The organism is Candidatus Viadribacter manganicus, assembly GCF_001679665.1.
Lineage (GTDB): Bacteria > Pseudomonadota > Alphaproteobacteria > Caulobacterales > Aquidulcibacteraceae > Vitreimonas > Vitreimonas manganica.
In genome coordinates this window covers 329,275-341,888 of the sequence record NZ_CP013244.1, presented here as the reverse complement: position 1 = coordinate 341,888, position 12,614 = coordinate 329,275, and the positions used below count along the sequence as shown (strand labels likewise).

Genomic DNA, 12,614 nt, shown 5'->3' with positions numbered 1-12,614 from the left:
GCTCATGCGGTTCGTGTTGGAGATGCGCCAAGCTGGCGTGACGGACGCGCGTGCATTGTCTGCCTTGGAGCGCACGCCGCGCACGCACTACGCCCCTGAGCACCTGCAGGGCCTTGCACTCGATGATGTCGGACTGCCGCTTGCACACGGGCAGACGATGTCCAAACCCTCGCTGGTCGGGCGCGTGATCAGTGCGTTGGGCCCGCAGGCCGATGACGTGATCTTGGAAATTGGAACGGGTTCAGGCTTTCAGGCGGCAGCGCTTTCCTCGGTCGCCAGCAAGGTGATCTCCATCGATCGATGGAATGAACTCGTCGTTGCCGCGCGCGGGCGTTTTGGGACGGCGCGTCTGATGCGAACCTTTGCCTTTCTTGGCGATGGTTTCGACGGTTGGGCTGATGATGGGCCGTATGATCGGATCGTTATAAACGCTGCGCTGGAGGACTTTCCGGCGCCATTACTCAATCAGTTGAAGCCGGGTGGCGTCATCGTCGCGCCGCTGGGTGATGCGCAGAGTCAGCGGTTGATTCGGTCTCGGAATGGCCAGCGTGAAGATCTGGGGCCGATTAAACTGCATCTCATGGAGCGTGGGCTCGGCGAGGCGCCTGGGGCGGGTTGAGGCTTGGGTTGATTCTGGCGGAAACTGCGCCGATGACGCGCGCCGCGCTCTTGCTTGCATTGCTGACCGGGGCCTGCGCGTCGGCTAGCCCGGCGCCTATTTCGTATGGCGACAGCGGTGCGCGCGCAGAGGCGCCAGCGCCGCAACGCGCCGAGCGCAGGACGCCAGCGCCTATAGAACGCCGCACTCCGACACCGCGACTTGAAGAGCAGCGCGCGTCGCCGGCGCCGCAAAGAGCGCCGCCGGAGCAACCCAATTGGGCCGATGGCGAGGGGACGCCGCTTTCAGCATATGCGTTGCAGCCGGGTGATGTGCAGCCGTTCGATCCAGCAAATCTGCCGCGCTCGCATCATGTGAGCGGGGACGAGTCCGTCTACGACATCGCTACACGCTATCAGGTGCCGCTGCGCGCGCTGATCGATCAGAACCGTCTTGAACCCCCGTATGGATTGGCCGCGGGCCGTGTGCTTGAGTTGCCGCCTCCGCGCTATCACGTGGTTCGGCGCGGTGAGGATCTCGGCGACATCGCAAGGCGCTACAATGTTGACCTGCGTTCACTTGCGTTGCTGAATCGCCTGCAGCCGACTGCCGACGTAGGTGCGGGAGAGCGGATCTATTTGCCGGCAATGGCGCGTGAGATGGCGCAGGAAGCGACGCCGGCTCCGATTGGGGTTGGCGCGTCCGCGCCTTCCGGTTCGGGTCGTTTTTCGTGGCCGTTGCGCGGCGAGGTGGTGTCGCGCTTTGGCGCTCAGCCGGGCGGTACGCGTCTCGATGGAATTGAGATCGCAGGACGCGAAGGTGCGTCGGTTGCCGCCGCCGCTGATGGTGACGTGATTTATGCCGGCGATGACATAGAGGCGCTGGGTTTCCTCGTGCTCGTGCGCCACGCCGACAATTACGTCACCGCCTACGCCTATAACCGGCGGGCGCTTGTTCGAGAGGGACAGCGTGTGCGCGCCGGAGAGGGGATTGCTGAACTGGGCGCGCGTCCTGATGGGCGCGCGCGTCTGCTGTTTCAGGTGCGCCGGGGAAGCGATGTGCTAGATCCGGCGCCGTTAATGGGGGCGCAGCGCTAGGAGTGCGGCGAAACGGCGCAAAGGTTCGGATACGCCTCATTGAAATGGCAGGGTCTCCCGATATAGTCCCGGCCGACTTAGAGGGGCCTCCACCCCCATCCTTCCCAATCGTCCGAACGGCGGGATGCCGTTCCTAGCGAGGATCAATGTTCATCTCTTCCGCATACGCGCAAACGGCCGCCGGGGCTGACCCGACGACCGGTCTTCTGATGCAGATCGCGCCGCTCATTCTGATTTTCGTCGTCTTCTATTTCTTGCTGATCCGTCCCCAGCAGCAGGCGCGTAAGCGTCACATGGAGATGGTCGCAGCGCTGAAGAAGAACGACATCGTCGTCACCTCCGGTGGCTTCATCGGTAAGGTGAAGTCCGTCGCCGACGATGAAGTGCGCGTCGAACTCGCGCCGAACGTCGATGTGCGTATCCTGCGTCACGCTATTTCGGAAGTCCGCTCGAAAACCGAGCCGGCGCCCGCGAACGATTCCAAAGCAACATCGGAATAATATCCAATGCTCAAGCTACCGCGTTGGCGCGTGGTCCTCGTGATCATTTTCAGCGTCTTGGGTCTCGTGTTCGCGATGCCCAACGTGCTGCCGCCGAATGTCCGTGAACACATCCCGACGTGGTTGCCGCACCAGACGCTCAACCTCGGTCTCGATTTGCAGGGCGGTTCGCATCTGCTGCTGGAAGTCGATACTGAGACCTTGCATCGAAATCAGCTCGATAACATCGCCGAGCAGATGGCTTCGACGCTGCGCGAGGCAGAGCCTGCTATCCGCTACACCGGCCGAGGTGTTGTTGGGGATGCGGCGCGGGTTCGGTTGATCGATCCGACGGAAATGCGCCGCGCGCTTGAAGTGCTGCGTCCGATTTCGCGTTCATCCACGAACGGCAACGAGATTATCGCTTTTACCGAGGGCGCGGATGGCGCGATTGAAGGGCGCATGACGCCCGCTTCGCTGCGTGAATTGAGCCGTCAAGCGGCGCAGCAATCGATTGAAGTTATTCGCCGCCGCGTCGACCCCACTGGCGCGAACGAAATCAACCCCGTTCGCCAAGGCGAGAACCGTATCGTTGTCCAGGCGCCGGGTGTTTCCGATCCGGAGATGCTCAAGGACCGTATCGGTACGACGGCTTTGATGACCTTCCACATGGTGCGTGAAGTCGAGCCGGGCGGTGCGCTGCCGCCGGGCACGATGCTCGTGCAGCCTGATCCGGAGATGGGCGCGCAGCCTGAAGTGGTCGAGCGCCGTCCGCGGTTCACAGGCGAGCGCCTCGTAAGCGCCACGCCGTCGACGGATTCGCAAACCGGCGAGTTCGTGCTCTCGTTCCGTCTCGACTCCGAGGGCACGCGCCTGTTCTGTCGCATCACGCGCGACAACACCGGCCAGCGTTTCGCCATTCTGCTCGACAACCAGGTGCTCACTGCGCCGCGGATCAATGAACCGATCTGCGGCGGCTCGGGTCAGATCAGTGGTAACTTCACCGCGCAGAGCGCCAACGATCTTGCGATCATGCTGCGTGCGGGCGCGCTGCCGGCGCCGCTGACAGTCATTGAGCAACGTACGGTTACGGCCGAACTTGGTCAGGACGCCGTTGATGCGGGCACCAAGGCGACGCTCTACGGCGGCATCGCGGTCGTTCTGTTCATGGTGCTGGCTTACGGCATGTTCGGCGTGCTCGCGTGCCTCGCGCTGGTGATCAACATCGCCATGATCATCGGCGTCATGTCGATTACGGGCGCGACGCTGAGTTTGCCCGGCATCGCGGGTCTGGTTCTCACCATGGGCATGGCCGTCGACGCCAACGTTCTCATCTACGAGCGTATGCGCGAAGAACAGGCAAACGGGCGAGGTCCGGCCTTGGCTATCGATGCGGGCTTTGCCCGTGCGTTGGTGACCATCATCGACTCGCACGTGACGCAGATTGGCGTGGCGCTCATTCTGTTCTGGTTCGGTCACGGACCGGTTCGAGGCTTTGCTTGGACGCTCTCGATCGGCGTTGTCACGTCGGTGATCACCGCAACGCTCGTTACACAATTCTTTATCGCGATTTGGTTCCGCCTCGTGCGGCCCCAAAAGCTTCCAATTTGACGGAGACACACCAATGGTTTGGCCACTCGTCAAATTGATCCCGAAGAAGACGCACTTTGGCTTCGTGCGTTTCGCCTTTTTCGCTTCGTTCGCGTCGATCGTTCTCGTTTTGGCGTCGTTTGGCTCGATGATCTCAGCGGGATATCGGGAGAGCCCGATTGCGCTTTACGAACGTGCGACCGGTGCGCCGCTCGATCGTCTCGGCAGCGTGCTGACGCACGGATTCAATCTGGGCATCGACTTCACCGGCGGTACGCTGATGGAGATCCACGCATCGGCGCCGATCGATATCGCCCGTCTTCGTGAAGAGTTGCACCAGTTGGATATCGGCGAAGTGCAGGTTCAAGGTTATTCGGACCCACATAACGCCATGGTGCGCCTGCCGCCGCAACAAACCGAAGGTGACGCAGACATGCGTGCGGCGCGTCGCGCAATCGAAGAGGCGGTGCCTGGCGTTCAGTTCGGTGCGTCCGAGGCGGTCGGCCCGAAGGTTTCCGGTGAGCTCTTTGTCAACAGTCTCGTTTCGCTTGGTTTGGCGATGCTGTTGGTGATGGGCTACATTTGGGTTCGTTTCGACCTGCAGTTCGGCGTTGGCGCGGTTCTTTCGCTCTTCCACGACGCCATTTTGACGCTCGGTATTTTCTCGTTCTTTCGTATCGAGTTCACGCTGCCTGTTATCGCGGCGCTGCTCACGGTCATCGGTTATTCCATGAACGATACGGTCGTGGTGTTCGACCGAATGCGTGAAAATTTTCGCAAATACAAAACAATGCCTCCGCCGGACGTGATCGATCTGTCGATCAATGAGACGCTCTCGCGGACCTTGATGACCATTGGCACCGTCTTGCTCGCTTCGGCGGCGCTCTATATCTGGGGCGGTCCGACGATGGAGGCGTTTGCCATTTGTATGTTGTTCGGAACCGTCATCGCCACGTATTCATCCATCTACATCGCTGCACCGGCTCTGCCGCTGTTCGGTGATCGACCTGGCCGGCCGTCTAAGCCGGCGACAGGGATGATGGCGCGGGGCAATGCTGCTTCGGAATAGGGGAGGCGCCGATGGCGTGGTTTTTGAGCAATCTTAAGTACGTCGCATGGACCGCGCTCGCGGTCGCGGCGCTGATCTTGATTTACTTCGCCATGGGCGTGGCGGGATACGCGTTCAGCGATGGCGCGTTCTGGGAAGCGGTTCTGCGTTGGGGCCACGTGCTGGTTGGCATCATGTGGATCGGCCACCTCTATTATTTCAACTTCACGCAAATCCCAAACATGCCGAAGATTCCGGATGAGCAGAAACCGGCGGTCACCAAGGTGATCGCGCCGGTTGCACTTTACTGGTTTCGCTGGGGCGCGATGCTGACGCTGATCACAGGCCTGCTGCTCGCTTGGAACCAAGGCTATCTTTTGCAGGCCTATACGTTGGGCTTCGCGGACGATCCTTCGTTCGCCGTGCCGAAGCACATCCTGATCGGCATCGGCATGTGGCTGGCGACGATCATGTGGTTCAACGTCTGGTTCATTATCTGGCCGAACCAGCAAAAGGCCCTCAACATCGATAACAAGTATCCGAACCTTGACGCCGCTGCGAAAGCCGCCGCCGGTAAGACGGCGATGCTGTTCTCGCGCACGAACACTTTCCTCTCGGCGCCGATGCTCGTCGCCATGACGGGTGCGAGCACCCTGTTCTAACTGGACGGAGGCGAAGAGTTTAAACGCCCGCGCTGTCATGGCGCGGGCGTTTTGCGTTAGAAGTCGTGCGTGAACGTGGAACTCGACACCTTGGTGCGGCGCGTAGACGAGGATCGCTGGTTGGCGAGCCGGTTCACGTCGCCCGCGGTTCGCACCCGCCTTATTGCGATCTACGCCGTGAACTACGAAATCTCCCGTACGGCCGACACGGTGCGGGAGCGAGGATTAGGCGCAATCCGCCTGGAATGGTGGCGCGGTGCGCTGCAGGAAATCCATGAGGGCAACCTGCCGCGCGTGCATCCGGCGTTGGCGGCGTATGCGGAGGCAAACCGTCAGACACCATTCACGCCTGCGACCGTTGAAGCTCTGATCGAAGCGCGGGGCAGCGACTTTGAACCGAACCCCTTTAAGGCCCGCGCCGCATTTGATCGCTACGTCGACGCAACAGCTGGCGGTGTGATGCGATTGGCCGTTGAGGCTTGTGGCGGCTCACTTCGAGACAATGGCGTTGAGGGATTTGTCGCCAGGGCCGCCTGGGTTTGGGGCGCCGTGGGCTTGTTGCGTGCGGAGGGGGCTTTGAAGGCGCGTGGCCGCAATATGTTGCCTCCTGACGCCGCTGGCGTCGCTCGAGACGCGGCGGCGGCCTGTCGCGCGCTCCGAAGTGAGCCGGCCCTAAATAGCGCGCTCTTTCCCGCCATCGGGTATGCCGCGCTTGCGCCCGGTTATCTCGACGCCATTCATAAGAAGCGCGAGGCGCCGCAGCTGTTGACGCGTCAGATCCGGCTCGTGGCCGCTGCAGCGTTTGGGCGGCTTTAGCGCGTGCTGGTGAGGCGCTCGCGCGCTTCACGCGCCGCTTCGCGAATGCGCGTTTCGAGCAGCGGCTGGTTGAACCCCGGTATCAACTCGCCGTTGATGATGAAGCCGGGAGTGCCTGTGATGTTGTAGTCGATGGCGTGAGCGCGGTTCTGCTCGAGGATCGCCGTGATTTCGGGATTGTTCATGTCGCGGCGCATGCGCGTCACATCGATGCCGACGCGGCGTGCAATCGCGTCGATGTCCGAGGTTGTCATGTCGCGATCCAGCGGATGGCTCATCAGAGCCTGGTGGAACTGGAGGTAGCGGCCCTGTGGACGCGCAGCGAGCGCCGCCCGCGCCGCCTCCATCGAGGCGTCACTGAGGATCGGCAATTCCTTAAACACGATGCGGATATCACGACGCGTGCGCGAGACGTCGAGCACCCATTGGAGCGCTGCGTGGCAATAGGCGCAGCGGTAATCATAGAACTCTACGATCGTGACCGGCGCATCAACTGGGCCGATGGAGAAATCGCGCGGATCGGCTTTGATCTGTTGCCAGCGCTCGGCCGAGCTCCGCTCCGCTAGGGCGTCGAGCGCTTCACGCAACACCTCCGGATTACGCACCAGATAGTCGCGCACAATGGCTCGGATTTCCGCTTGTTCCTGACCGTTGAATGTCTGCGCTGACGCGATGGGCGCGGCGAAGAGGGCAAGGCAGGCGAGGACGAACAGGCGCGCGATCACGGCAGGCTCCAGCTTGAGTAGGCTGACATGGCCGCTTTTGGCTGGCCCGGCAAGTTCAGCCGCGACGACCGCCGCCGCTGGTGCGTTGCATGCGCTCACGCACCTCGTTGCCGGCGAAGTTCACTATGTCATCGGCGCGGCGATAATCGACGGTGTTGCGCGGGAGCGAGCGGCGCGCGCGCTCGGCGAAATTGAGCGCGCTGGCATAGTCGCCGACGGTGAAGCTTGCTTCGGCGGAGGCGAGTTCGGCCAGAGGTTCCTCGCCGCGCTCAAAGCGCGCCGAAGCCATTTCGCGCCAGGCAAAACCGTTGTCGGGTTCGCGGCGAACGGCGTCGGACAGCAGACGGATCGCCTCTTCGGTGCCGGCGCGGCCGTTTGCGGCAACGAGCGCCCGCGCTAGGTTGACCTGCAGCAGCGGCTGGTTCGGTGCGAATTCGAGTGAGCGGCGGTGATAGGGAATGGACTCCGCGGCGCGGCCATTCTCGAACAGGATCTGTCCCATCAACTCCTGGAAGTAGGGATTACGCGGATCTTCGGCGATCAGAACGTCAAGTTCTGCGCGAGCCTGATCGAGCTTGGCTTGACGATAATAGGCGATGGCGCGGGCGTATCGGGCTGGCTGAGATGTATCGCGCAACGGATAGCGCGCGAGCACTTGGCCTTCCGAGCGGACGAAGCCGATCAATTTTGCTTGCATGAAACGGAAACGGCGCAAGTTGTCGTCGCTATCAACGGCGTCTCGATGCGAGCCGCTGTCGACGCGCTGGCGCAAGGCTTCGACGCGATCCGATGAATATGGGTGCGTCATCATCCACGGCGGCGCGCGGCGGGTTTGCCATTCAAACGGGCGGATTTGGCTGTCGAAGAAGGAGATCAGGCCCCGGCCTGATTGACCCGATTGCTCAAGGAAGGTCGCGCCCGCTTGGTCGGCGGCGCTTTCTTGGACTTGCGTGAAGCGAACGAAGTTCGCCATCGCAAAGCCCTGCGATCCGGCGATGAGCGCGGCGCCCGCGTCGGGCGCACCGGCAGCGATTGCGAGCACGCCGAGGCCAATCGAGATCAGCATCGGACCCATGGATTGGTTCATCGCTTCGCGTGAGCGCGAAAGGTGGCCGCCGGAGATGTGACCCGTTTCATGCGCGAGCACGCCGATGATTTCGTTCGGTGTCTCGGCGCGCATGATGAGGCCGGTGTTGACGAAGATGTTCTGACCGCCCGCAACGAATGCGTTCACGTTGTCTTCGTTGACGATCATGATGCGGACGTCGTCGCGGCGCAGTCCCGCGGCGTCGAGCAAGGGATTGGTATAGACGCGCAGCGTGTCCTCGATCTCGGCATCGCGGATTAGCGCCTGAGCGGAAGCTTCTTGCCCCGCCAGCAAGGCGAGCGCGCTGAGCGCTGCAACGGCGCCGGCCGCGCCGCGGCCAAGCCTAGAAAGAACAGACGCGGCCATGCCCGCTCCTTGAATCCAATGCCTGCCCCCAAACCGGTTGAAGCGCCGGTTTGGGGCGGGAAAAAGGCCTTACGGCTCAACCCTCATCAGTTCTTCTTCGACCAACGTGACAGGCGCGAGAAGAATTTGTCACGGCGCTCTTGGTCTGGCTCGTAGGCGGGTGCGTCCGGCGTTGCGGCAACGGCAACAGGTTCTACTTGCGCCATCACCACTGGGCTGGGCGCCTCGTGATGGACTTCAGCGACCGGCTCGGCCGCGGGATGCACGATGATCTCGGCCTCACGCACTGGCGCGTCTTCACCGACCCCTGCGGCAGTCTCGACGCGTCGTGCATCGCCATTGCGGGCAGGACGCTCAGGGCGGGGCGTGAGATGCTTGAGATCGGCGCTGACGAAATCCAGCCATTCGCCGCCATCGACCTCATACACACGACGGCCACGCCCGCGGCCGCGACGGCGGCGGCGATTACGGCCGCCGCGTTCTTCACGTGCAGCTGCCGGCTTTGGCGTCTCGCTGTTATCTTCGCCGCGCGTCTCTACTGTTTCACCGTCTTCACCTTCACGGCGGCGCTTGCCACCGCGGCGGCCACGGCGGCGGCGGCGCTTGCGATCATCGCTTTCGGCGTCAGAGTCGGCGCCCGCGACGACACGGGGCGTTGCTTCCGCTTCGTCCTCGGCGCCGTCTTCGATCTCGTCTTCAACTTCATCATCGCTGCTGGCGGCGGCGGCCAGGGCGTCTGCCTCTTCGGCTTCGATTTCGACGTCGCGGCGTTGTTGCTTGCGGCCGCGCGCTGGCGTGGCCTCGGCTTCTTCGTCCTCTTCGTAACCACCGTCGAGGACGATGATTTCGAAGTCGCCGGAGTGCATCGCAGCTGACGTGCCGATGCGGACACGGACGTGATTGTTCTCTTCGATGGTCGCGAGTGCGTCGCGCTTTTCATTGAGAAGGTAGATCGCCGTATCCGACGCGGTCCGCGCTTCGATCAGACGGTTCTTCTTCTTTGCAGCGGCCTCATCGAGTGCACGCAGCAAAGCAAGCGAGGCGCTTTCGACCGATCGAACGCGGCCCGAGCCCTGGCAATGTTCACAGACGTGGCTGGTGCCCTCGAGCACGCCGGTGCGACGACGCTGGCGCGAGAGTTCCAGCAACCCAAAGCCGCTGATCTTGCCCATCTGAACGCGTGCGCGATCGAAGCGGAGATTGTCTTTCATCCGCTTTTCGACGACCCGATCGTTCTTCGACTCTTCCATGTCGATGAAGTCGATCACGATGAGGCCGGCGAGGTCGCGAAGGCGCATCTGGCGAGCCGCTTCGTCGGCCGCTTCAAGGTTTGTCTTGAACGCGGTCTGTTCGATATTGCGTTCGCGCGTTGCGCGGCCGGAGTTCACGTCGATGGCGACGAGCGCTTCGGCTTGGTTGATAACGATGTAGCCGCCGCTCTTTAGATGGACGATCGGCGAGTAGATCGATTCAAGCTGCTTTTCGACGCCTTGCTTGGCGAAGATTGGCGTTGAATCTTTCCACAAATGAACGCGCTTCGCGTGGCTCGGCATGAGCATCCGCACGAAGTCTTTGGCTTCCTTGTACGCGCCCTCGCCATCGACGTGAATTTCATCGACGTCTTTGTCGTAGAGGTCGCGGATCGCGCGCTTAACGAGCGAGCTTTCTTCGTAGATCAGAGCCGGCGCGACCGACTTCATGGTTTCGTCGCGGATCGTCTCCCACGCGCGTGAGAGGTATTCGTAGTCTCGTTTGATCTCGGTTTTGGTGCGTTTGGCGCCGGCGGTGCGGATGATCAGACCTTGCCCTTGCGGCACTTCAAGATCGGTCGCGATCTTCTTCAAACGCTTGCGGTCGGTCGCTTGCGTGATTTTGCGCGAGATCCCACCGCCGCGGCCGGTGTTCGGCATCAGGACGCAATAGCGGCCTGCCAGCGAGAGGTAGGTCGTGAGGGCGGCCCCTTTGTTGCCGCGCTCTTCCTTGACCACCTGGATCAACATGATCTGGCGACGGCGGATGACCTCTTGGATCTTGTAGCGGCGCGTCAGGATGCGGCGGCGGCGTTCATCACGCGCCTCATCATCTTCTTCTTCGTTTTCGCTTTCTTCTTCGGCCTTGGCGAGTTCCGCTTTGATCGCTTCCTGATCGTCGTGCGGGATCGCGTAATAGTCTGGGTGGATTTCAGAGAAGGCGAGGAAGCCGTGACGGTTGCCGCCGTACTCCACAAAGGCAGCCTGTAGCGACGGCTCCACGCGCGTCACCTTGGCGAGATAGATATTGCCTCTGAGTTGTTTTCTGCTGGCTACCTCAAAATCGAAATCTTCAACGCGGCTTCCGTCGAGCACCGCGACCCGGGTTTCTTCCGGGTGCGCGGCGTCGATCAACATTTTCTTGGCCATTAAGGGCTCCGTAGGCGTCGCGCGCACGGGCCCCCGGTCTTCCGGGATGTGCCGGGGCAGGGGCGGCGAGGCGACGCAAAGTCATGGTGGGTGATCCTGCGCGATCGCGGCCCGGGCCTTGGCGGCCTCCGGCGCTGAGATCGATCGCGGTGCGGATCATAAGTGGGCTCCAATTGACGACGTCTGAATAGACGCCGGCTCACGCTCCAAGCCTGGGATACGGGGGCTCTAGGTCCGAACGTGGCAGCTAAAGCAGCGCCACAGGGCCCGATTTCGCCGATCCGCAGGGCGGGAGCGCGCCGGGCGGCCTGGGGATAAGTCCCGGCGGCGCACGCGGCGATGTGGCTACATATGCATGATTTGTCAGGGAGTGGAAGCGCTGGTGTCGCAGGATCAATTGTCCGAACGCCGGCCCGCGTTTGGCGGTGGCGCAATAAGCTCCGGCCGAACGATGCCCGCCGGATCGGGTGCGCTGATGCGGTAACCTGAGGCAAGCGATAGGTTCCAGCCGGGCCCCGAGAGCCCGTCCTGGCCGGGTTGCGACGCGGTCAATCTCGAAAAATCGGGAGAAATAAGAGCGCCGCCGCCGGCTCGGAATTCGCCCCAAACGTCTCTCAGCGTCAGTGTCTGATAGACCGTCCCTAGGCCCTCGACCGGTGTCACAGCGTTCGGATCGAACTCGAACTGCATTTGGCCAAGCGGCAATTCCAAACGCGACCCCGAAAACCTAGTCTGCAAACCGGCAATGAGCTGACGTTGAGTTTCGGCGCGATTGCGTTCCTCAATGAGGATTTGTGGGCCTCCGTAACTTTCGGCGCGACGAAGCAACTGGCGTGCGTTCAGTTGTTCGGTGCGCAGTGGACTAACGAGTAGGTCAGCTGGGGCCCAGGTCGCCAGCAAAGTTCGCCAAGTTGGTGCGAACTCATCCAGCAGCAGGCCGTAAGCGGGGCCGCTCGCGTAAGCATAAGACCGCGCGAGGCTTGGGTGGTGATCGAAGTCATCCAGTGTGCGCGCCGCGAAAAGGTGGGCCTGTTCACCTGCGCCCAGGCGCACGCCTGTGTAGGAGGCAAGTCCCTCGTTGCGATCCAAGCTCGCTTCGCTCGTAAGCGCTTGCGGGAACGATGCAAGCCTTGCCATTCGAAAGTTCAGCGCATCCTTCGCCGCGTTTCGCCGCGCCCGTCCATTTGAGAGCATCGCCGTCGCAAGCGCGCGCAATTCAAGGCGCATCAGATATCGGCCGCGTTCCGTTTCAAGGTGCGCGGCGTTTGCATTCTGCATCGCCAGGCCGATCGACGATTGCGCGCGGTGCCACGCCTCGTGCGCCACCAGCACGCGCCGGGAAGTCGCGTCCTCCGGTAACGGACCGATAACCATGACCCAGCGTGTTCCCGCCCAGTCGACGGTTGTGTTTGCGATCGGGGCGCCTTCAGGCAAAACGCCAACCCAGCCGCCGTTGGGCGTGAGCGTGAAAGCGCCTGCGCGCTGCGTCGCCCAAGCCTGGCGCGTTTGCTGGTCAACGACGATCAAGGGCGCGCAAAGACTTGCGCCCCAGAGTTGACCGGAGTCGGCGCCGCACATGGCCTGCAGCTCTGACGCGGCGGCGGCCTGCAGCCGATAGTCCTGTGCGAGCGCGGGCGAGGCGCAGAAGGCGAGCGTGGCCGCGAAGATGAAGGCGCGCATGACGCAGAGTGAACACGGCGTTGAATTTCACTCAAGGCTGACGCGACAGTCGGCGTGCGGCGCCAAC

11 protein-coding genes are annotated in these 12,614 nt (G+C 62.3%); 7 read left to right on the top strand and 4 right to left on the bottom strand.

What is annotated here, in order from left to right:
- The first annotated feature begins 4 nt into the window (after window positions 1–4).
- The 7 genes from ATE48_RS01750 to ATE48_RS01720 all read left to right on the top strand — a co-directional run bounded on the left by ATE48_RS01750 (window position 5) and on the right by ATE48_RS01720 (window position 6,290).
- Complete coding sequence (locus tag ATE48_RS01750) at window positions 5–619, top strand: protein-L-isoaspartate O-methyltransferase family protein (protein ID WP_066774493.1); 615 nt, start codon at window positions 5–7, stop codon at window positions 617–619.
- A gap of 32 nt (window positions 620–651) precedes the next feature.
- Window positions 652–1,695, top strand: coding sequence for a peptidoglycan DD-metalloendopeptidase family protein (locus ATE48_RS01745; protein WP_156767551.1), 1,044 nt, complete (start codon window positions 652–654; stop codon window positions 1,693–1,695).
- A 146-nt stretch (window positions 1,696–1,841) separates the two neighbouring features.
- The gene (gene yajC, locus ATE48_RS01740) at window positions 1,842–2,195 is read left to right on the top strand and encodes a preprotein translocase subunit YajC (protein ID WP_066767225.1); all 354 of its coding nucleotides are present in this window, start codon (window positions 1,842–1,844) and stop codon (window positions 2,193–2,195) included.
- Between the two features lie 6 nt (window positions 2,196–2,201).
- Window positions 2,202–3,785 carry a protein translocase subunit SecD gene (secD, locus tag ATE48_RS01735; protein WP_066767223.1) on the top strand — a complete coding sequence of 528 codons (1,584 nt, stop codon included), beginning with the start codon at window positions 2,202–2,204 and terminating at the stop codon, window positions 3,783–3,785.
- Between the two features lie 13 nt (window positions 3,786–3,798).
- Window positions 3,799–4,833 (top strand): protein translocase subunit SecF, encoded by a 1,035-nt coding sequence (secF, locus tag ATE48_RS01730; RefSeq protein ID WP_066767222.1) that lies wholly within the window; start codon window positions 3,799–3,801, stop codon window positions 4,831–4,833.
- An 11-nt stretch (window positions 4,834–4,844) separates the two neighbouring features.
- Window positions 4,845–5,474, top strand: a complete 630-nt coding sequence (locus tag ATE48_RS01725) for a urate hydroxylase PuuD (protein ID WP_066767221.1) — start codon at window positions 4,845–4,847, stop codon at window positions 5,472–5,474.
- A 69-nt stretch (window positions 5,475–5,543) separates the two neighbouring features.
- Window positions 5,544–6,290, top strand: coding sequence for a squalene/phytoene synthase family protein (locus ATE48_RS01720; protein ID WP_066767220.1), 747 nt, complete (start codon window positions 5,544–5,546; stop codon window positions 6,288–6,290).
- Here ATE48_RS01720 and ATE48_RS01715 read toward each other — a convergent pair.
- The 4 genes from ATE48_RS01715 to ATE48_RS01700 form a co-directional block, all read right to left on the bottom strand.
- Entirely contained in the window at window positions 6,287–7,015 is a 729-nt protein-coding gene (locus ATE48_RS01715) for a DsbA family protein (RefSeq protein ID WP_228126737.1), read from the bottom strand. The two genes, ATE48_RS01720 and ATE48_RS01715, sit on opposite strands and share 4 nt — an antisense overlap.
- A gap of 55 nt (window positions 7,016–7,070) precedes the next feature.
- Entirely contained in the window at window positions 7,071–8,468 is a 1,398-nt protein-coding gene (locus ATE48_RS01710) for a M48 family metalloprotease (protein WP_066767216.1), read from the bottom strand.
- Window positions 8,469–8,554: 86 nt separating this feature from the next.
- Window positions 8,555–10,867, bottom strand: coding sequence for an Rne/Rng family ribonuclease (locus tag ATE48_RS01705; protein ID WP_066767215.1), 2,313 nt, complete (start codon window positions 10,865–10,867; stop codon window positions 8,555–8,557).
- A 393-nt stretch (window positions 10,868–11,260) separates the two neighbouring features.
- Window positions 11,261–12,547, bottom strand: a complete 1,287-nt coding sequence (locus tag ATE48_RS01700) for a hypothetical protein (protein WP_066767213.1) — start codon at window positions 12,545–12,547, stop codon at window positions 11,261–11,263.
- Window positions 12,548–12,614 lie beyond the last annotated feature (67 nt).

Excerpts from the sequence above, each read along its gene's own strand:
- ATE48_RS01750 (WP_066774493.1), top strand. The coding sequence starts at position 5 with ATGCGGTTCGTGTTGGAGATGCGCCAAGCTGGCGTGACGGACGCGCGT.
- ATE48_RS01745 (WP_156767551.1), top strand. The coding sequence starts at position 652 with ATGACGCGCGCCGCGCTCTTGCTTGCATTGCTGACCGGGGCCTGCGCG.
- yajC (WP_066767225.1), top strand. The coding sequence starts at position 1,842 with ATGTTCATCTCTTCCGCATACGCGCAAACGGCCGCCGGGGCTGACCCG.
- secD (WP_066767223.1), top strand. The coding sequence starts at position 2,202 with ATGCTCAAGCTACCGCGTTGGCGCGTGGTCCTCGTGATCATTTTCAGC.
- secF (WP_066767222.1), top strand. The coding sequence starts at position 3,799 with ATGGTTTGGCCACTCGTCAAATTGATCCCGAAGAAGACGCACTTTGGC.
- ATE48_RS01725 (WP_066767221.1), top strand. The coding sequence starts at position 4,845 with ATGGCGTGGTTTTTGAGCAATCTTAAGTACGTCGCATGGACCGCGCTC.
- ATE48_RS01710 (WP_066767216.1), bottom strand. The coding sequence starts at position 8,468 with ATGGCCGCGTCTGTTCTTTCTAGGCTTGGCCGCGGCGCGGCCGGCGCC.
- ATE48_RS01705 (WP_066767215.1), bottom strand. The coding sequence starts at position 10,867 with ATGGCCAAGAAAATGTTGATCGACGCCGCGCACCCGGAAGAAACCCGG.
- ATE48_RS01700 (WP_066767213.1), bottom strand. The coding sequence starts at position 12,547 with ATGCGCGCCTTCATCTTCGCGGCCACGCTCGCCTTCTGCGCCTCGCCC.